The following is a 21,552-nucleotide window of genomic DNA, read 5'->3' as shown; positions in this document are numbered from 1 at the left end:
TATTCCATTATATTCGGTGAGTTATTTGGCCTGTTCACGCAGTTTTTCTGGCAGCTTGTATTCACCTTTACTTCGCGAAATTTCTTTCACCGTTGGTGAATCTAGTGGGCCTTTCACTTCATAATTGACTTGAGTGAAGACCTCAACCACCGGAGATATCACCGTAGAGATGGCCAAGACATACAAAGCAGTTTGAGGCGCAACGGCAAACGCGGTCAGCATTGGTAGGCCTGATGTGATGTCTGGTGTGAATTTCACTTCCGCATCAACCATTCTGCTGTTCATATTAGCGATGCCGCGGATTTGCATTTCCCCTGCTAACGCATCCATTACGATATCATTGGTGATAAACACACCGTCTTGGATTTTGCCCGTTCCCGTGATCGAGTTGAATGCCATGCCTTTATCGAATACGTCGGTAAAGTCGAGCTGCATCTTACGGATGATAGAATCCAAGCTAAACAAGCCTAACAAGCGTGCCGCACCACTAACTTCACTGATCACGCCTTTACCAAATTCCGTTGAGACGTTTCCTTGCAAGGTTTGTGTCTTCATTGACCAAGGTGCGCCGTCCCATTCCATATTGGCATTGATCTCAAATGGTGCTTGTTGAATGCCTGATGTAATACCAAAGCGCTCCATAAGATCGGTGTTGTTATCACCTTTCATTTTCATGGTTAAGTTGGAATGGCTACTCTCTTTCGTCAGGTCCCACCAACCACTCATATCAATGCGGTTTTTGCCGCTACTAAAGGTGATATTTTTCCACTCCAAACGGTTCTGGCGACGCTGCAAATCAACATTCACTTTGCCCACTTTGTAGCCTTGCAGCCAAAAATCATCAATGTTCAAAGTTAAGTTTGGCATCTCTGCGTGAAACTTGCGGTCAAAATTGGTAATCAAAGGTGCGTTTTGATCTTCACTCGCAAAGATTGAGCTGCGCTCTTTGGTCATCTCTTCAAACCCTGGAATGTACAGATGCAAGTGCTCTAAAGAGACCGATAGATCATAGGGTTTCAGATAGTTAGCTTTCCCTTTAACCTCTTGACTGTCCACATCGAGTTGCCAACTCAAATTTTTCTTGCTTGCTGAAAAATCCACATCATGAAACTCAATCCCACCGAGCTGTAAGTTTGGCGTTTCAACTTCAATGCGTGTCGGCAATGGAATGGTCGGCGTTTTCATGCTTGCCAAAACAGACGATGACGGCTTGCTCTCAGAGACCTGCGCAAGCTCCGCCCATTGGTCTAAATTCAGTTCTTCGACACGCACCGAAGCATCGTGCCCGACAATAGGACTAATCCGGAAGCCACCTTTGCCAACCATTAAATGAGTCGCAGTCAGAACCGGGACATCGCCAGCGATATCTATCTCAGTTTGATACTTCACATTTGGGATCTGTAGTCTTGCTGAAATACTCTCTTGGTTACCGGATGCTTGCAGTTTCGCTTGCCCAGACTCACCAATTTTTTTCGCTAAAGGATAAGGATATTGACTAGCCAGACGATTTAGCTGCGCCAGCACTTCAAGCTGATAAGTGAAACCAACATCATTGAGTTGCAAGTCAATGTCCATTTGCCACGGCGCATGGCCAGAAACAAGGTTTAACCAACGCTCACCGACATAGGGTTTGAGAGGCTCGACATCCCAATCTCCTAGTGTATTAATTGTCACGTTGTAGCCTTGCTCCGCACTCTCCCCATGGAAATCAAGAGAGATAGGCTGTTGTAATAATTCGGCCGACAAACCCGATGTGGTAACCACATCATTGTCGAAGGTGATACGCCCTGTGGCGTTTTCAAGCGTCATTGGCGGCGCTTCAATATCAACACGATTTTCTGTTAAATCGGCATAACCCCAAGCGCGAGACTCTTTCTCAAAATCAAACGGTATATTGAGTTGAAACTCAGAGTAAACGGGACCACTCACTTGCAGCGCTGTCAATGCGGCACCGACTGAATCCACTAATGGCGTCGCCATCATGTAGTCACGGACTTCATTACCCGGCGCGCTTGCTTTCGCTTCAATCTCGATGTGTCCACCTTCTGCCAACTCAGGGATTCGCCCAGTGATACGCTTGGCATGAACGCCATTTAGTGTGGCTGATTTTGAATCCAAATACATGGCATCATTTTCAAACAGCAAGTCTAGCTGCAAATCCGTGATGGTTGGCCATGCCGTATCAAAGCTAAATTTCGCGTCTTTTAATCCAACCCAAGCTTGGAACATGCCATTATGTTCTTTGTAAGGAAAATCACCTAACTCGCCATACCACAACAATTTCGCTGTATTCACTTTTCCGCCCTGAATCGCGGTCGAAAGATAGTCGGTCAAGTCTTGTCCAAGTGCCAGAGTCGGTAGATAGCGCCATGTTTCACCCGCGTTGTAGAGATCCGCTTCGGCATAGAACGATAAAAATGGGCTTTGTTCTTTTGGGAAATCAAGACGAAATGCCCCCAAAACTTGAAGATCAGGCGTTGCTGCCGTCACTTTATCCGACCACAAACGCCAACCCGCATCATCTTGCTGCCAGATAATATCGACTTCACCTTGTTTGATATTCAGCGGAGCTTGGAATACATCGCCGTACGGAAAGACATCATCAATGACGGTGACTTTTGCTTTAGCTTGATTCACATCCCCCGATACGCTGCCCTGTACGTGATGAAACCCGGGTAGGAGCTCCCATTGTGTCATCGCGAGTTCATCCAGTTCAGCCGAGTAGCGTAAGGTGTCTAAACCACCGTTCATTGACAATCGGACATCTTCGACCCGACCTTTCGGTGCTAGTTTGTTAATAAGGTCGCTGGTCGACTCTGACTCCGGAGCCAGCTTGATGAGCGGAATGAGTGCTTCGATGTCGAGTTGAGAGAGATTAAGCATCCAGCCGTTTGGTTGCCAATCAAACGCGACGTCTAGCTCTGGCCAAGGGGTATTATCGGTTCTGATCTGAAGTGAGTGGCCATTTACTTTCCAGCCTTGTTTATCTGGTCGAAGATTGAAAATTCCAGACTCAATAAACAGCTCATGATGTCCATCTTCATTCCACACCAACTCGGAAGGCAGCAATTCAACATAAGCATCATGCGGTTGGCTATGTTTGAGCGTTAGCCAAGTATTTAAGCTGACTTTACCCGACTCTGCTCCTGACTCTTCTTGCATGTAAGTGGTCAGCCAAGGTGTGACCGAGACATCTTGAGCACTCACGTAAAACTCACCAGATACATCACGCAACGAGCCATGATCTTTAAAGTTAGCGCTTACTAACAATGAGTTCAGGCGAACATCGGCAATGCTAACCGTGCCTTCGGCTACGTGACGTTTCCCTTGATTGCTCCAACGAAGCTGCTCAATATCTAAACGGCGAGTTTCACCAGACACCGACTTATACCAAATCCGTGAATCGCTAATAGTGAAGTCTTCGAACTGACGTAAAAGAAGTGAGTCGAGTTGGTCAATGAGTTTCACTTCGCTCTTATCCACTTCAGGCTTCGGATCTTGACGATGAGAAGTCGGCAGAATGTCTACCGTGTGAATGTCTAAAGCGAGGTTATGAATGGTAAGGTCTGCAACTACAGGTTTAAGTTGAAAAAGAGATTGAATAAGGTCGAACTCAATTTGGACTTCTTCAACAGCGAAGCGTGCATCTTGCACGTTTGGTAGATTTGCCTCTAAACCCAGTAACGCGATTGAGGGATGATTATTGCGCCACGTCCCTGCGACATTGGCAATAGAAACGTCAAAACCTGTGCCTTGTTTGACCCAGGTTTTGATCTCATCTTGGAAGTGGTTAAGTTGCGGCAGTGTGACGCGAAGCGTGGTTACTAATATGGCTAATAACACTAATACAGTAACTAAACTCCACGCACAAAAACGCCCAAAACGGTTAACACCAGAATTCACAAATGTTCCAAATTACATCATTACGACGTCAAACTGTTCCTGAATGTACAGGGGTTCAGCCTGAACTCGCACTTGCTTGCCAATAAATACTTCGAGCTCAGCCAACGCATGAGACTCATCGCCCAATAGCGCTTCAGCAACAAACGGCGATGCGTACACGACAAAATTATCGGCGTCGTAAGCACGGTTCACACGAGTAATCTCGCGTAATATCTCAAAGCATACGGTTTCGACCGTTTTCACGCTGCCACGGCCTTCACAAGTAGGACAGCCAGAACACAAGATATGTTCAATACTTTCTCGCGTGCGCTTACGCGTCATTTCAACTAAGCCAAGCTGGGTAAAGCCGTTGATGTTGGTTTTTACTCGGTCTTTCGCCAGCGCCGTTTCCAGTGAGGTAAGTACTCGCTGACGATGCTCTTCGGATGCCATATCGATAAAATCAATAATGATGATACCGCCGAGGTTACGTAAACGTAGCTGACGCGCAATAGCTTGCGTTGCCTCTATATTGGTATTGAAGATAGTCTCTTCGAGATTACGACGACCAACAAATGCACCCGTGTTGATATCGATGGTGGTCATGGCTTCGGTTTGATCGATGATCAAATAGCCGCCCGATTTTAGCTCGACCTTGCGCTCTAAAGAACGCTGAATTTCGTTTTCGGTGTCGTACATGTCAAAGATTGGCTTGTCACCTTCGTAAAGCTCAAGCTTATCTGTTAACTCCGGTACATACTCAGAAGTGAATTCTTTCAGGTTTTCATATTCAAGGCGGGAGTCGACCATGATCTTATCGAGCTCTGTGCCAACAAAGTCACGCAGAATGCGTTGAGCTAAGCCGAGTTCACCGTAAAGTGTTGAACGCGTTTTGTATTTTGAGCGACGCTCCATGACTTTTAACCACAAACGCTTTAAAAATGCCGCATCTTGAGAGAGCTCTTTTTCATCAGCGCCTTCTGCCGCGGTACGAATGATAAAACCACCGTGCTCATCGCAGTAATGGTTCACCACCTTTTTCAAACGCTCGCGCTCTTTTTCACTTTCAATACGCTGCGAAACACCGACATGGCTGGCCCCCGGCATAAAAACAAGATAACGCGAAGGTAAGGTGATATCCGTCGTTAAACGCGCACCTTTCGTGCCGAGCGGATCTTTGACCACTTGCACAACAATGTCTTGTCCCTGGCGTACCAGTTCAGAGATATCACGGACTTGAAACTGCTGTTTTTCGTTTTCTGCCACACATTCGGTATGAGGAACAATATCTGACGCATGTAAAAACGCCGCTTTATCTAAACCAATGTCGACGAAAGCCGCCTGCATACCTGGTAACACTCGACTTACTTTGCCTTTGTATATATTGCCCACAATACCGCGACGCGATTCGCGCTCGATATGTATTTCTTGTAGTACTCCACCTTCAATCATGGCCACACGAGTTTCACTCGGGGTCACGTTAAGCAGCAATTCTGCACTCATGTGCACACCTCAAAACAATTATAAAAATTCTTGAATTAGCTGATCGGTTTCGAACAAAGGTAAGCCTACTACAGCGTGATAACTGCCTTCGATTCGGGTGACAAATCGCCCTCCGAGTCCCTGAATACCATAACTTCCAGCTTTATCGCATGGCTCTCCTGACTGCCAATATTGTTCGATTTCTTCGTGAGTCAGTGGTTTGAACCACACGTCAGTGGTAACGACCACTGAATGTTGTTGTTCCGATGATACAACGCTCACCGCAGTCATCACTTGATGACGACGACCGGATAAGTCAGTAAGCATACGCTTTGAATCTTCAAAGCTTTTTGGTTTTTCTAGCACACGGTCATCGCATACTACGACCGTATCAGAGCCCAATACAACGGAATCAGGCTTAGCCAACGCTAAGCCTGCCTGAGCTTTTTCCAAAGAAAGACGCAACACGTAATCTCGTGCTTGCTCATGAGCCTGTTTGGCTTCCTCAATATCAGGCAATACGATCTCAAAATCATAACCCAGTTGAGCAAGCAGCTCTTTTCTTCTCGGAGAACCCGATGCGAGAACGAGAGATAAGCTTTTCTTCACCGCTTTACCTTACGTGCCATGCACGACGAACTCGTCGCATTAATAAAAACATCCATGGCCAAAGTATACAGTTTATTGCCGCCGTCCACAGAGATAATGGATTAAATACTACGTCCTGGTTCAAATATTCCCCACAGAATATCAAAACTTCCAATAACGCAGTAAAAAAGGCAATTAAAATCGACTGTTGCCACAATGCCATGTTGCGAATCAACAGGAAATTCAGCGCCACAAGGTAGATAACGATCGACATCATCATGCCACGAATTCCAAGCGTTGAGCCGATCAAGATATCCCACAATAAGCCCAACACTAGCGCAGTTCCGACGTTCACTCGGTGCGGTAGTGCCAACACCCAATAACACGTGACAAGGAACAACCATGACGGACGTAACACATCTAACACACCTGGCCATGGAATGGTTTGCAGTACCAGCGCAACGAAGAAACTGACACCAATCACCATTCGGCTACTCAATACATTATTGGCCATCGGTTACCTCTTGTTCTTGCTCTAACCCTTCATCTACATTGGACCGTAGTACTTTGTGTTGACGGTCTTCATTCGGCCAAATCAGCAGTAGGTAGCGTAAGCGATCAAATTCCACAACCGGCTCAGCCTTGATTGAGGCGAACTCTTGACGCGTATCGTGATCCACATTGGTAACCGTCGCGACTGGATATCCTTCAGGGTAAATACCACCTAAACCGGATGTCACCAATAAATCACCAACCTGAATATCTGTGCTGGTTGGAATGTGCTCCAGTTGGATTTCATCCATTTCACCATTGCCCGATGCGATCACTCGGATATCATTGCGGATCACCTGGACAGGAATTGCATTTTTCGCGTCCGTTAGCAGCAGAACACGTGCGTTGTGCGCTGCGACAAACGTGACCTGACCAACGATGCCTTTCTCATTGATAACAGGCTGACCAACGTAAACACCATCAATACGGCCTTTATCGATCACCACTTGATGACGATAAGGTGAAGTATCAACCGCCATTACTTCTGTCACGACTTTCTTTTCATCACGGACAAATGAAGATCCTAACAACTTACGTAAGCGTTGGTTTTCTTCTTTATACTGGTCGAGCAAGATAAGCTCGCTTTTCAGGCGTAGCACTTCTCGCTTTAAGCTGCGATTGCCTTCAACCAATGCCTGATGAGAATTAAAACGTTCAAATACGCCATCGAACATACTACGAGGTAAATTCGCTGCGTACTGAATCGGTGCAACCATACTGTTTAGTAGGTATCGAACGTTGGAAAACGTATCTAGACGACTATCGGCCAGCATTAAGCTCGCCGACACGATGACAGCAAAAAACAGACGTAATTGCAGAGACGGACCTCTGCCGAAAATCGGTTTCATCTTGTTTTTGACCTGATTGCTTCCATGATTATTGAGCCTTACTTGGCAACCTAAAAATACTTAACTAAATACTTTTAGGTATGGAGCATGTTTGAATTACAGAGAGAGCAGAAATGAAGGTGAAGCCCGACATGAGCTTCACCTAAACCTTTATTCTTCAGAGAACAGATCGCCACCGTGCATGTCGATCATTTCTAGTGCTTTACCGCCACCACGCGCAACACACGTTAGTGGATCTTCCGCGATAACCACAGGAATACCAGTTTCTTCCATTAGTAGACGGTCTAGGTCTTTAAGTAGTGCACCACCACCGGTTAGTACCATACCGTTTTCAGAAATGTCTGAAGCAAGCTCTGGTGGACACTGTTCTAGTGCAACCATGACTGCTGATACGATGCCAGATAGCGGCTCTTGAAGCGCTTCTAGGATCTCGTTTGAGTTCAAGCTAAAGCTGCGTGGCACACCCTCTGCAAGGTTACGACCGCGAACTTCAATCTCTTGAACTTCATCACCAGGGTAAGCAGAACCGATTTCGTGTTTGATCTTTTCAGCCGTTGCTTCACCAATCAAGCTGCCGTAGTTACGACGTACGTAGTTGATCACAGCTTCATCAAAGCGGTCACCACCGATACGTACAGACGATGAGTAAACCACACCGTTTAGAGAGATAACGGCAACTTCAGTTGTACCACCACCGATATCGACCACCATTGAACCTGTCGGCTCAGATACGCGTAAACCAGCACCAATTGCCGCCGCCATTGGCTCGTCGATTAGGTAAACTTCACGCGCACCAGCACCAAGTGCTGATTCACGAATTGCGCGACGCTCAACTTGGGTAGAACCACAAGGAACACAAACAAGAACACGTGGGCTTGGCTTTAGGATGCTGTTATCGTGCACTTGCTTGATAAAGTGCTGAAGCATTTTTTCGGTTACGTAGAAGTCAGCGATTACGCCGTCTTTCATTGGGCGAATAGCGGAAATGTTGCCAGGTGTACGACCAAGCATCTGTTTTGCTGCGTGACCGACTGCAGCAACGCTTTTTGCAGAACCTACACGATCTTGACGAATAGCAACTACAGAAGGTTCATCAAGGACAATTCCTTGCCCTTTTACGTAAATTAGAGTGTTGGCTGTACCTAAATCGATAGATAGATCGTTAGAAAACATGCCACGAAGTTTCTTAAACATACTCTTCGCTCATCCTGCAAAAATATAGAAGACAAAAATTGCTCTAAATGTACCAATGCCTCGCTGTCACAGCAAGGTATTGGTACACAAACATGAGCAGAAAGCCTCAATTTCTTGCAGTTTCCTAACTTAAGGGCAAAAACCTAAGTTGTTACTGTCCGGTTAACCCTGGCTCACCACGGTAAATCACGCGATCGTTACCTCGATGAATACCAAAGGTGACGACGGAGGATGGGTTTTCTTCGGAGCCATCATTGTCCCAGTCGTATTTGAGCCAAGGGAGGTTGTTACCACTAGGGTCGAGATTAAGCCAAACTTCAGCTTGTTGACGTCCACAGTCTGCGCGCTCTTGCTTAGCAATAAGTTCACGCATGGCACCATCGTTAACCGTCGTTCTGACGCCTTCAAGTAAAATGTCGCAGTCGGAGCCATCATCAGGCCAAACTGGCTCCTGGCTTTTTAGAGTTGGGGACACTGTTGTCCCGTTATCCTTACTGTTTAAAACGAATCGGGTATCTCTCCAATACTCCACTCTAAGGGGGATATTAACAGATTTACCCTGATTCACTCCCACATCATCCAGAGCTATGCGACCAAACCTGACATCAGGTTGCGATAGTAGCTGTTGCGAAACCATTCTATCTTCAGTGCTATTTTGCCCTTCTTTTAAGAACATCGTAGGATCAACATAGCCAGATACTTTAGTTCCATTATTATTAAGTGAAAGCGAAATAGACGTTTCGATGGAACTATCCTTGTCTGCCGGTAGTTTTGAATTAAATGGACCATCGGGACTCGGCAAAGATAAATCTTTACGCCAATAAACTGAGTTATCCCAAGTTTTGCTCCACACAGCTCCCGACCAGTTATCACTAGTCAAATCGGAATCCAAAATGCTAAGTCTATCTGAGTAACCACCAGCCAAATACAAATCTGCTTTTAAAGAATTGGCAAAACCACCATAATTTTGAGTTGTGTAACCGTTAGCGTTATATGCTGTGACTTCAAACTTAACCGATTCAAAATTCTGTCCCATATATACAGATTGATTCTGATTATCAGGGTAGGTCCACTCTGTCCCGGTGACTTTAAAGTAATCCGGATAGAAGCGCCCAATGGTTAACTTACCATCGGCTATTTTAAATGCATTACTACCAAGATATAGAGATGTGCCAATATCATCGCCATTTTCATCTTTAGCAACTGGTGCCTCAGCAATAAGCTCGAAAACACCGACTTCTGAAACCGATTGATCAAACGTCACACTACCACGAGACCATTTACTTGATTCTGGTAGCTTCTCATTTAGAAGTTTGGCTAATGAACCATTAGACGGGTACTTCACTTTATTACTAACCGTAATAGTCTTCTCTTGATAGTTCTCAGCAACCGTATCATCATCTTGCAATGCCGAGATGGTTAACTCAAAAACTTCACCAGCAGCAACAAACCCCGAAGAACAGCCATTTTCACTGTTGGTGCACTCTCCGCTCTTATCACCACTCTTTGCAGTAACTTTCAGTTTTGAAGGAAAACTAACGAAGCTGCCGAATCCATCCGAGTCATCAACACCTTCAACACTGGCTTTAAGTTTGACCTTTCCAGCTTCAGAGTATCTCAACTTAAAGAATGCCTTGCCTTCATCATCAAAATAAACATTAGGCAGGTATTTATTAGCTCTGGTTAGCTCGACATTTGAACTCCATTCCACAGCCTGATCTTTCACTTTTTTCTTGTAAGAAATCACGACAGGTTGAGAGCTATCGATCGGTGCCACTTCATAATCAATCGACATATTAACACCGCGAGATTCTCCGCCGTCTTCAGTTCGAGTTGAACAAAACGATAGGTAGTCCTCCCCCGTAGTTTCGCGACTAGCAACTACATCATTAACATTCACCGCAAGCACATTTGAAGCGAAGGTTACATTACAGTTGTTAGCAGATAGTGGCCCGCCATTAATTCGACATCGTGCCCCTTCAAAGCCAAACTGTGGTACGGAACTTTGATCGATACCCAAAGTAATATCGCCAGCTCTTGAACCTTGCAGCTCAAGCTGAGTTTCATTCTCAAACTGTACATTTGTACCACCAACCCAGTTGGCAACATTATTGCCAGTAGATGGAAGTAAAGTGACAGAGAGAGGCGTTAAGCTGCCATCATCGTATGCATCTCTAGGATATTGCTCAGAACAACTTTCATTCATACAAGCTCTAAGTGTCACATCAGAAGCCTGACACGTACTGCCTGAGCCTGAGTAGTCAAACTCGAAATGATGAATACCATCTGTTAATCGCGAGTACTTGTCCGCACAGACTCGGAAGTTATCAATATCATGCGTATTGGTAAGCATACCTGTGGATGCCGTTACCGACAGACGGAAGTTATCTGGAATATAGTTAAAACCACCTTTTTCCAAAACGTTAAACTCTTCGATAACAGGATCCCATCCGCCATTTTTTCCGACTTTTCGAAATACAGCCAGCGTTATCGTATCGGTGTTACGCGAATTTAAAACTACTTTATAACGATGCAGTTTCTCTTTACCTTTTCGATTATCCAACGAGCTGCTGTATTTTTTGCCAGTGATATACGGATAACCTTTCAACCACTTACCATTCGCATCTTGGACGCCCTGTCCACGCACCCCAACATTATCAGCAACACTATTTGAAACGATTTTCTCGCTCCCTTCACGAATGTAGTTACCAAACTCATCAATACCAATACCTAGCCAACCACCAGCAAAGCCTTCTACATCTTTGGAGACTTCAGGGTAGTGATTCTTTAGAAGCTTCATCCCGTAACCAAGCGGACCACCAAATGCCCCGGTTTGAGGAGGGACACTCGCATCAGAAATCACCAGCGCAACACCGTCAGCACCATTCCCACCATATGCATTGTGATCAAAATCAATCTCTAAATAGTTCTGATCTGACGGAAAAATATAGTTATATGCAGAGGCTGTTGCCTGCTCTGGTTTATTTGAGTTTAAGATGAAACGTCCATCAGAGATATGGGGCTCGTCACTGGTACCAAAGCCCATCACCGACCAGTTTGACAATGAACCTGAATTGAAGTTTTCTTCTGGTAATAGTGAACATTGCTGTGTTGGCGGAATAACAGGAACTAATTCAGGACAAAGTGAGGCTACAGCCTCTATTGGGCACTCTCCGGTCTGGGGGGGCTGACAGTTGGGATCATCTACACCACAATAAATGTCACTATCATTGTACTCGTAAGAATGTGATTTTGAGTTAACAGAACCACAGACGGTCGAGCTTTTTACTGTGGCTTTCCCGTGGGACTGAATCGCTTCACTAAGAGTATAAACACCTCGATTTTGATCGAGTTTAGAGTTAGTCAACGATACTTCGCTACCTGTTGATTCTACCCGGCCACAAACCAATGAGTTTTTAATATCGACTTTATGTAGAGCGAGAATATTTCCGTGTACTTGGTTATTGGCTTCTAAAATAACCTCTAAGCCCTTACTGGTAACGTCACCCGTAACTTTTGTTTCATTTAATGTAACCCGGCTTGATGCAGAAATATCACCTTGAATTTCATTCCCGCTTTGCTCAGTTTTCACCTCACCACCGATACTTGTCACGCTACCTTCGACATGGGTTTGCTTCAACGTAACCGTTCCAGCAGCTTCAACGTTACCGCGAATGATATTGTCGCTTTGTTCGGTTTTTATCGTGCTCGTTTTACTCGTAACATTTCCTTCAATAACCGCTTGAGAAAGAATAACCTCCCCATGCGTGGACAAGATCGAACCATAAACATGCGATCGGTTCTTAAGTTGAATTTTACCGTGCGACTCAATATCACCATAAATATCATAGCCACCGTTATCTCCGATAACATCGCTGGTCTCGTTAATAAGGTCAATATGAGCATTAGATTTACCGATCTGGTTGTTGCCAGCGAGTTGAATAGTACCTCGTACACGAATCGTCATTTTACTATCAGACACAATAGTATCGCCGTTATTCAACGTGAGTCCGTTCGGGCATACGTAGGTTGTAGGCCTAACAAAAAAATTAAATCGATCTTGGTAACTACCGTTATCACACAAATCGCTTGCACCTTCAGGGACCCACCTCACCCAGTCCCAACTTGGCGTAATATCGTGAACCTTAGCGAGAACGTTCGCCGTACTCATCATACATATCAAGGCTAAGCAAATCAGTTTTTTCATTCTTGTTATTACTCCCGAACCCAAATCTCTTGCTGGCGCTCAACTTGCGATAAGCCCGAGCCACAAACGGCCGTAGCTTGCACCCTAAATAGTGACTCTGCTGCTGGTGTTCCTAAGTTTAAAGTGCCTAAATCTACACAACTCATTGGGCTAAGCCTACATCCGGTCCCTTGTGTGACATTAGGCATTGCACCGCTTACCGTATTTGTGCAGATTGTCGCGACGCTATCACTCGTACCATTGATGGGATATAACCTTGTCAATGCCCACTCATTTGCAGACTGAGCAACAAACCAAGCTTTTGTTCCCAAAAACTCTCTTGTTAATCCGCTTTGATTCGACCATGTCACTTTCATTAAAGAGGAAGCCAAATATCCCATTACAATAATGACGAACAACACGATGATTAGTACATTTCCGCTGGAGTTTCTTCTATGGGACATTGAGCACCTGCACATCTTGTTGATACACACTACGTTCACCATCCTGCTCAAACTCTAAATTGATATGAACTAAACCACCTCGTTGCAGAGTTGGCTCTAGATAACGCATACCACTTACGGACGAATCGACACTATCCGCAACCGTAATACCATTTCGCGTAACTCGCTTGGTATCAAAACAGTAGCGAACCTCCGACTTCTCTTGATAAATATAAAGACGGCTAGAAACAGAGGATCCCGTAATCGTACTTGCCCCCCCACTAACAACAAAAACCTTACCTGTTTTAGCTAAACCACCAATGGCTATATTTCGCGAAGAAGTTGATTGTAAATCTTCATATCGGCTCGGATTTATCACCATCCTGCGATTCGCAGGAATAGGATTAAGCGTTGAGTCATTACCTAGCAAAAACTCTAAATCATTATTCTTAAACGTGTAAAAACCAGAATATTCAATCGGCACAAACTCTAGACAATTAGTTGTTCCTTTTGGCACATGAAAACTATTAGGTACAGCATGGCGGATTTCTCGGGTCATCTTTTCTAAAACAAACTGAGCCTGTGTTTGTATTCGTTGGCGATCGATAGTATCAGCGTAACCTTTCATTCCTAACTGGACATACCCAGCTATCCCCAACATGATGAAGCTGCCGACCACAATCGTAACTATCATTTCCATTAAGGTGAAACCACGATCTTTCATCAGTAGTTCCCCTTAATAGCTGTTAAAGTAAGGGGCTGCGTGTTCCCCGCAAAAATCCTTAATGTTACTTTTTTGTATTCGGTTATTTCATCGGGAGCTTTATCCGTCAGATCATCATAGGCAACGCTAATTTCTAATCTAAAGTTTTTGTACTGCTCAGTACTGTCCGCACCAAGTACATCACTAATATTCCCTCTAGGGACACCATCACACTGAGAAGCCGTTGTAGATGTGCTCCAACACCCGATATAGTCATCGACATCATTGAAATCACTAGGCGTTGTTTCCAAGGAACCGTCTAGTTTTTTATCCGCACCTAATTTATTTACGTCAGTGCAGCTCACTCCATTCTCACCACACCGAACGGTGCCACCATCAAAGTCGCTGTTTTCATCGAAGCCTCGCGACAATATCTGAGACATAAAACCTTGGCCTAATGCAGCGGCACGAGTTTGATAATGAGGTATAGCTGAGTCTCGAATTTGAGGGACAAGAAAAGAAGTAAACGCCACCATCGCAATGCCCATTAAAACAATCGCGATGATCATTTCTATTAACGTAATGCCACTAGATTTCTTCATGAGCATGTACCTTTTGAAACATAACCTTGAGTATTAATTTCAACTTGGCAGCGGCTTCGACCATGTTTATCTTCAATCAGGATTGAAACTCCACCACTCGCAGAATTTATAGGATTACCCAACAAATTAAACTCGATTGGATTAGTTACGGCATTGGTCAGTGAAAACTTTGCGGATTTATCAATAACTACGTCACTACGAGCATCTTGTGCACTGCCTGTTAGTGTGCAGGCAGCAACTGAACCAATGCATGAGCTAGAAACTTGTAAACGAAAGTTATTATCAGTTTTTTTTTCAAAATTCGACTGCATACGATTCACCTGCACTTGGCGAATAACAGAAATCACGCGTTCTTGTAATGCATATGCAGAGAAACTGCCAGAGCCCATAAAACGGCTGGCTGCAAAAAGTGAAAGGATAGAGAGGAGAACAATCACGAGGATTAACTCCATTAACGTAAACCCTAATGCAGAGCTGCGAATTTTCATAACCCAACCTTAGGCTTAGAACAAGCGAGATAAGTATACGATGAAATTATGAGATTAATGATAGGTTTATAATTTTTCGATTCGAAATGTGAACAGACGAACAAATAGCCAATGTCTAGTTATTTCTCCCCTTTGAACGACTAATCTCTTCTTCAATTCGATCGTAAGTTTCTTTATTGCTTAGCGTCTCAGAAACGTGCTCCGCGGTTTGCTTGGTTTGCTCCCATTTTGCTTCGTATGTTTCTGGTCCAAAACTGATATACCGAGGCAATAGCACGTAGCCAGCGACGGCGAGAAAAGTCAGCAGCACGATAAATTCAGTAGTGCTTAATCCTCTGATGCTTTTCACTGCTCAGTCCCTAAAAAATTAAAAGGGGCTTTCGCCCCTAAACTCTATGAGCCAGATGCAACTTTAGTACATTCAGTCACTAATGATGCTTTAGCTGGCAAAACATCGCCATCTTTATTTTTATATGCTTCAGCATACTGAACACACTGGTCCACACCACTTTCTGATGCGTAAGTGACTTTACCTGGAACTCCATCTGTAGTGCCAGCTTGAGCTGTACGCGTTTCTGTTTTAATCAACGTCCAGTCATTTGTATCACTAAGGCCCTGTACCGCTTTACCGATACCAGCCTCATTTGCTGTTGGGTAACCCAAATAAATCGTAATGTCTTCAACTTTGGTATCTGCAGCTGTTTTGGTTTCTTTCCCTTCAACCGCTGCTTTGCCGTAAACAATACCCGCAGCGCCATCCATTGCGCCTTTCAGGCCCTGGTTAACTGCTTTGCGAGCATCGTCCTGCAGGTTAAGGAAACGTGGTGCTGCAGTGACCGCTAGAATACCTAGGATTACAATTACCACTACCAATTCGATAAGGGTGAAACCACCTTGTCTTTTCATTGTTTACTCTCTCTATGTAAGCATGCAGTACAACTGCAAAGTTTTGTTTAGGTCACGCGACCATTTTGGATATTGTCAAAACGGTTTGGGGCAGCAACGTTCACTAAAACTGACCGTGAAGTGGATACTGTATCTACCGCTTGAGCAGAATGACGATTCGCCATTATTCAGTTCATGCTGCAATGAGAAAAACACATTATTGTTTACCCTCTATTACAGCTTCTTACTTATGGTAATGATTGCATTATACCGACTTTCAACACCAATTATAGTGATTAGGTGTCAAAAAATTCACTCCGCCGACATTTCGACGTCTATTTTCAGTTGATTAGCTGTTGAAATAACTACAATCGACTGACCATTTTCATAAGTGTATTGACAGACATAACGATCAGTTTTGATGACTCCACTGATATCTATTAACTTGTTGGTCATTATTTTACGTTGGGGGTAATGCACCGCTAGCCAATAACCACAATCTAATACACCTTGCTGAGTAAAGGGAGACACTAACCCGTCCTCAGTCATAGTAAGGTTAAAACCATCCATCAGCATATGTTCTGGCTCGCCTTGTACTAGCCAAGCTTGACGATAACGCTGAACACTATCTTGCATCCAAACTCTCGCTAACTTCGCTCCAGTTACTTGTGCTTGCTCGGTCACAGGACGTAATTTGACCGCCAAACCCACCGCCATAATCGTAGCAATAACCCCAAACACAATAAGCGTTGCTCGGCTTTGATTTTCAACCACGCATTAGCCGCCTTTGATAATGTCGAGCATTCCCCACATTGGTAGGAAGATACCCAATGCCAGCACCATGACCATGCCTGCGACAATCACCAAAAGTAATGGTTCTATTCTTGCGGTCAGTGTTTTTAGATCGTAATCAACTTCTCGATCGTAAAAGTCCGACACCTCCAGCAGCAACTCATCAATACGACCAGTTTCTTCACCTACTGCAATCATCTGAATCACCAATGGGGTAAATATTTTACTGTTGATGGCCGTCACTGAAATGGTGCTACCCGCTTCAATTGCGGACTTCATCTCAAGAATTCGGTTTTCTAAAAAACGGTTCCCTAATGCTTCCCCGGCCAAAGCCAAAGACTGGTTAAGTGGCACACCTGATTTCAGCATCAACGAAAAGGTTCTGGCAAAACGAGAAAGCTGCGCACGATTAACGATATCGCCTACAATTGGCAGCCGAAGCCGAAACTTATCGAACTTCTCCCGACCATCAGCCGTCGCCACCCACGCTCTGAATACAGTAAACGCGCCAATCATTGCTACAACCAGCAACACCCAATAATTAACAAAGAAATTAGAAGTCGCGATCAAAATACGCGTCGGCAATGGTAGCTCAACCCCAAAGCGCGTGAACATCGATGCAAACTCAGGGATCACCAAGATATTCAATACAAACATGGCGATGGTGATAAAGATAATGACAAACGTCGGATAACGCATCGCCGCTTTAATGCGTTTGCGAGTCTCAAGTTCCTGTTCGTAGTAATTCGCCAGTTGCAATAGCGCTTGGTCAAGCCGACCCGTATTCTCACCGACGTTGATCATAGAAACAAATAGTGGGCTGAATACTTTGCTGTGTTGCTGCATCGCAGAAGACAAACCTCGGCCATTACTCAGTTCAGAAACGACATCTTCTAGCGCCTCTTTGAGCTGTTTGTTTTCGCAATTTTGCAACAAGCCACGCATAGAGCGCAGCAAAGGTACGCCAGCTTTAGTCAAACTAAACAACTGGCGAGAGAAAAGAATAATTACTTCCAACGGAATAGCAGGCACAAACAGCTTAGATAAGCTCACTTGGCTTTTTGCCGACTCTTTCTCTAAACGTACATTGAGCGGGATGACCCCTTTATTCATCAATGCTTCCGCCGCAGCTTCTGAGTTCACTGCTTCGATTTTGCCGTTAGTGGATGAGCCGTCTAACGTGCGGCCTTGATAACGAAAAGTTGGCATTCACTTACCTATATGAAAATGGGATCAGTCTTACCAGAAGCATCGCCCTCACCTAGGGTCATCACTTCATCCAAACTGACGGTGCCTTGTAGCGCCAGTTCCATTGCAGAAGCAAGCAGTGGCTTATAGTTTTCTGAGCGGCGCGCGGCTTGCGCAAAGCCAACCGCATCATTGGCGCGCAATTTATCCATCATCTCTTGCTCAAGTTCGAGCATTTCAAACACACCGATTCGGCCTCGATAACCAGTCAAGTTACAGTTTTGGCAACCTGCGCCTTTATAAAAAATGGTGCTAACTTGATTTGGGAAACGCCCAGCTAACCACTGCTGGCGAGACTCATCTAAGTGGTCTTCTGTTTTACAATCTGGGCAAACTCGGCGCACGAGACGCTGCGCCACCACGGCTCTGACTGCACTAGCAACCAAGTAACCCGGCGCACCCATATCGATCATACGTAACGCACTGTCGACAGCATCGTTGGTGTGGAGAGTACTCAATACTAAGTGACCCGTTAGTGCAGCTCGCAGACCAATTTCTACTGTCTCTTGATCACGCATCTCACCAACAAGAATTATGTCTGGGTCTTGACGTAAAAAGGTTCTAAGGACACGCGAGAAAGTTAGATCGATCTTACTGTTAACCTGTACCTGAGTGATGCGAGGCAGACGATATTCAACCGGGTCCTCTGCTGTAATGATCTTTTTCCCAGGTTCGTTGAGCTCACTCAATGCGCCGTAAAGCGTGGTGGTTTTACCGGAACCTGTCGGCCCGGTAACCAAAATCATGCCATGCGGACGCGCCAACTGTCGACGTAAGCGAGCAAGCAAGTCTGGCGGCAAGCCCGACTCTTCTAACGGACGCAAACCAGCGGACTGGTTAAGCAGGCGCATTACTACAGATTCTCCGTACTGCGTTGGTAACGTCGACATACGAATATCAATTGATTGGCCACGAACTTTGATATTGAATCGGCCATCTTGCGGCAAGCGCTTTTCAGAAATATCTAGGTGTGCCATCAACTTCAGTCGAAGAACCAAAGCCGATGCAATATTCACTTCATTTAAGAGCGTTTCATGCAATACGCCATCAATTCGCTGGCGCAAACGCAATACTTGATCGTCTGGCTCAATATGAATATCCGAAGCTCCAACCTGTACCGCATCTTCAAACATGGAATTAACCAGCTTTACAACGGTAACCTCTTCACTATCGGCTTCATCAATACCGTAATCAAAGCTTTGTACATCTTTATGCTCTTCATGCAGCTGTTCAGCAAAGGAGGCTATCTCTTTAGTACGGCGGTAATAACGGTCAAAGCTTGAAATAAGCTGACGCTCTGAAGCAACAATGAACTCAAGGTTGTATTGGCCCAACAAGTTCATCAATGATTCTTGGATGAACAAGTCCGCAGGGTCACTCATAGCAACGCGCAGTGTGTCCCCATTTCGAGCAACGACCATCGCACGTAAGCGACGTGCGTGTACCTCAGGTAGAATCTGCACGGCTTCGGCATCCACAGGCGCACGACCAAGATCGATCAGTGGCAAACCAAGCTGCTGAGACAAGAAGTCCAACATTTGCTTTTCGGTAATAAAGCCAAGGTCAATTAACGCATCCCCTAGCTTCTGCCCGGTACTGCGTTGTGCGTTTAGTGCTTGCTGGATTTGTTCTTCAGAGACGATACCTTCCTCAACCAGAAGATCGCCCAAGCGTTTTCTCAACTGAATTTTCATTGTGCGCTCTCCAACTCTTTCAAGATGCTCAAACGGTCACGGATAAATGCTTGCGATTGATTCGAAATGCCAACTTTACCCAGAGCTTGGTTGTAAGAGTTAATCGCGGCAGTAAAAGCCAGGGCGCGCTCTTGTTGAATAGCCAAACCTAACCACCAGCGCGCGTTTTCCGGCTCACGCTGAGTGAGGAGTTGATAGCTCTCAAGCGCAATGTCATTTTGCTTGTGTTTTTGTGCCAATGCCGCACGCATCGCCAAGTAATCTCGACTTGGTACTGGAGGCAAATGAACAAGCGGGCTCAGCGCCGCTTCAGGTTGATTAGCTTTCACTAACAACTTAGACAAGGCCAAGCGGAGTACTTGGTTGTTCGTATCTAGGTTGATGCCTTCTTGAATAATCTCATATGCTTTACGCGTGTCACCTTTACCAAAGTACAACGCTGATAACTTTTGACGCGTGTCTGCATTCATTGGCTCATAACGCAACGCCTCGGCATAAGCCGATAACGCCGTTTGCATATCGTTAGCATCCAGTGCTTTTTCCGCTCGGCTAACCGCTTTAAGAGATAATTGGCGGTGAGTAAGCTCAACCTGCTCAATGCGCATTGAACTGTTTTCTGATGTTGTGTGGGTTACGTGATCGTATTGCTCCTCGCTCGGCATCGTTGCTAACTGCGCGAGTAAAACTGCATCATCAGAGGCGATATTTATCTCAGATCTTGGCGTGAACCTATCAGTCTCTTGCATGTGAGGCTGTTGCGCAACCGGCTGTGTGGCTGGTTTGGTGTAAACCACTTGAGTTGTATCGGGCGTCATTTTACTCGTTGGTGAGTGAGTGCGCTCCGATGAAACAATTGGTGAGACATTCACAGACGACAGTGGCATAGCGTCGGTTTGAAACTGTGATAGCTCGCCTGAAGGGACAGGACCGCGAGAGACCGCCCAACTGCCAACCGCAAGGCTTAACGAAAAACCGGCGACAAGCCAAAGCCAAGGTTTACTGCGTGAGACACTTGGAATCTCTGCACGAGTAAGCTCTGACGGCGATGTTTTTTCAGCAAGTTCTGATAATGCTTTATTGATGGCACTCAAGGTTGACTCCATCCCCAAAATACGGGTGTTTTAAACTTAGGTTTACGGGCATCAAACGTATCGTGCATAGCGGCGTAAACATGATGATTTTTCAATAGTGTGCAACGATCATTAAATGCAGCAAGCAACGACTTGTGGCTAATTTGGTTTATCAAGCGCGGAATCCCCATGGATGAACGCCAAATCGCTTTTTTCTGTTCAATAGAAAAAATGTGTGCCCCATTGCCTGCTTTATCTAAACGATTATTGATGTAAGCCACGCCTTCATCGATAGAGAGAGGACGGAACTGGCAACTAAACGTAATGCGTTGACGAAATTGCCTTAGATCATGGTTAGCCAATCTTTCATCCAACTCTGGTTGTCCGAATAACACCAATTGAATGAGCTTATCTTGTTCCGTTTCTAGGTTGCCAAATAGACGCAATGTTTCTAAAGCTTGTGGGGAAAGAGCTTGCGCTTCATCAACGATCAAGACGGTTTTCTTTCCCAAGGCATGTACTTGAATCAAGTGCTCTTGAATGAGGGAAACGATACGCAGCGGATCATCGTTCTCGATACCCAACTCTCTGGCGACAGCAAACTGCAACTGTTCCCCATTCAACACTGGATTGGGTAAGTAAATAAGCTCAACTTCAGATTCAATCTGCTCGATCAGCTTACGGCATACCATGGTTTTTCCAGTGCCGACTTCTCCCGTCACCTTAATCACCCCTTCTCCCATTTGCACGGCAGCTAGGATGGTTTGGATCGCCTCATAGTGAGGGGCTAACCCCAAGAACATTTCTGTATTTGGGGTTAACGAAAAAGGCTGAACTCGGAATCCAAAGTGTGACAAGTACATACTCGAATCACAAACCTATTGAAAAACAGAAC

Annotated in this window: 18 protein-coding genes; all 18 read right to left on the bottom strand. The window is 45.1% G+C overall.

Translation table 11 applies throughout. The features are described from left to right. Nucleotides 1–21: 21 nt before the first annotated feature. The gene (locus R7190_RS20975) at nucleotides 22–3,903 is read right to left on the bottom strand and encodes a YhdP family protein (protein ID WP_186584635.1); all 3,882 of its coding nucleotides are present in this window, start codon (nucleotides 3,901–3,903) and stop codon (nucleotides 22–24) included. A gap of 12 nt (nucleotides 3,904–3,915) precedes the next feature. After that, entirely contained in the window at nucleotides 3,916–5,385 is a 1,470-nt protein-coding gene (gene rng / locus R7190_RS20970; RefSeq protein WP_005381138.1) for a ribonuclease G, read from the bottom strand. An 18-nt stretch (nucleotides 5,386–5,403) separates the two neighbouring features. Beyond that, a complete protein-coding gene (locus R7190_RS20965; protein WP_005381139.1) occupies nucleotides 5,404–5,973 on the bottom strand; it encodes a Maf family protein in 570 nt (189 codons plus the stop codon). 4 nt (nucleotides 5,974–5,977) lie between these two features. Continuing rightward, nucleotides 5,978–6,466 carry a rod shape-determining protein MreD gene (mreD, locus tag R7190_RS20960; RefSeq protein ID WP_005381141.1) on the bottom strand — a complete coding sequence of 163 codons (489 nt, stop codon included), beginning with the start codon at nucleotides 6,464–6,466 and terminating at the stop codon, nucleotides 5,978–5,980. After that, nucleotides 6,456–7,352 carry a rod shape-determining protein MreC gene (gene mreC, locus R7190_RS20955; protein WP_005381142.1) on the bottom strand — a complete coding sequence of 299 codons (897 nt, stop codon included), beginning with the start codon at nucleotides 7,350–7,352 and terminating at the stop codon, nucleotides 6,456–6,458. The genes mreD and mreC overlap by 11 nt, the downstream gene beginning before the upstream one ends. Before the next feature lie 150 nt (nucleotides 7,353–7,502). Further along, on the bottom strand, nucleotides 7,503–8,546 hold the full coding sequence (locus R7190_RS20950) for a rod shape-determining protein (RefSeq protein ID WP_005381144.1): 1,044 nt from the start codon (nucleotides 8,544–8,546) through the stop codon (nucleotides 7,503–7,505). Between the two features lie 151 nt (nucleotides 8,547–8,697). After that, a complete protein-coding gene (locus R7190_RS20945; protein ID WP_186584634.1) occupies nucleotides 8,698–12,753 on the bottom strand; it encodes a DUF6701 domain-containing protein in 4,056 nt (1,351 codons plus the stop codon). A gap of 8 nt (nucleotides 12,754–12,761) precedes the next feature. After that, nucleotides 12,762–13,196: an MSHA biogenesis protein MshP gene (locus R7190_RS20940; protein WP_186584633.1), complete on the bottom strand. Its 435-nt coding sequence runs from the start codon at nucleotides 13,194–13,196 to the stop codon at nucleotides 12,762–12,764. After that, nucleotides 13,186–13,899: a PilW family protein gene (locus tag R7190_RS20935; protein ID WP_104979757.1), complete on the bottom strand. Its 714-nt coding sequence runs from the start codon at nucleotides 13,897–13,899 to the stop codon at nucleotides 13,186–13,188. The genes R7190_RS20940 and R7190_RS20935 overlap by 11 nt, the downstream gene beginning before the upstream one ends. Further along, on the bottom strand, nucleotides 13,899–14,480 hold the full coding sequence (locus R7190_RS20930; protein ID WP_132937235.1) for a prepilin-type N-terminal cleavage/methylation domain-containing protein: 582 nt from the start codon (nucleotides 14,478–14,480) through the stop codon (nucleotides 13,899–13,901). Before R7190_RS20930 ends, R7190_RS20935 begins: the two co-directional genes overlap by 1 nt. Then, complete coding sequence (locus R7190_RS20925; RefSeq protein ID WP_132937236.1) at nucleotides 14,477–14,968, bottom strand: type II secretion system protein; 492 nt, start codon at nucleotides 14,966–14,968, stop codon at nucleotides 14,477–14,479. The genes R7190_RS20930 and R7190_RS20925 overlap by 4 nt, the downstream gene beginning before the upstream one ends. Before the next feature lie 115 nt (nucleotides 14,969–15,083). Then, on the bottom strand, nucleotides 15,084–15,317 hold the full coding sequence (locus R7190_RS20920; RefSeq protein WP_132937237.1) for an MSHA biogenesis protein MshA: 234 nt from the start codon (nucleotides 15,315–15,317) through the stop codon (nucleotides 15,084–15,086). 44 nt (nucleotides 15,318–15,361) lie between these two features. Further along, nucleotides 15,362–15,874: a type II secretion system protein gene (locus tag R7190_RS20915; RefSeq protein WP_132937238.1), complete on the bottom strand. Its 513-nt coding sequence runs from the start codon at nucleotides 15,872–15,874 to the stop codon at nucleotides 15,362–15,364. Nucleotides 15,875–16,165: 291 nt separating this feature from the next. Beyond that, entirely contained in the window at nucleotides 16,166–16,627 is a 462-nt protein-coding gene (locus tag R7190_RS20910) for an MSHA biogenesis protein MshF (protein ID WP_132937239.1), read from the bottom strand. A gap of 3 nt (nucleotides 16,628–16,630) precedes the next feature. Further along, complete coding sequence (locus tag R7190_RS20905; protein WP_005381186.1) at nucleotides 16,631–17,854, bottom strand: type II secretion system F family protein; 1,224 nt, start codon at nucleotides 17,852–17,854, stop codon at nucleotides 16,631–16,633. Nucleotides 17,855–17,862: 8 nt separating this feature from the next. Then, entirely contained in the window at nucleotides 17,863–19,587 is a 1,725-nt protein-coding gene (locus R7190_RS20900; protein WP_005381188.1) for a GspE/PulE family protein, read from the bottom strand. Beyond that, nucleotides 19,584–20,678 carry a tetratricopeptide repeat protein gene (locus tag R7190_RS20895; protein WP_186584632.1) on the bottom strand — a complete coding sequence of 365 codons (1,095 nt, stop codon included), beginning with the start codon at nucleotides 20,676–20,678 and terminating at the stop codon, nucleotides 19,584–19,586. The genes R7190_RS20900 and R7190_RS20895 overlap by 4 nt, the downstream gene beginning before the upstream one ends. Then, nucleotides 20,675–21,520, bottom strand: a complete 846-nt coding sequence (locus R7190_RS20890) for an ExeA family protein (RefSeq protein ID WP_186584631.1) — start codon at nucleotides 21,518–21,520, stop codon at nucleotides 20,675–20,677. Before R7190_RS20890 ends, R7190_RS20895 begins: the two co-directional genes overlap by 4 nt. Between the last annotated feature and the right edge of the window lie 32 nt (nucleotides 21,521–21,552).

It is taken from the genome of Vibrio sp. 1078-1 (assembly GCF_033340475.1).
This window is presented reverse-complemented; position numbering and strand designations above follow the sequence as displayed.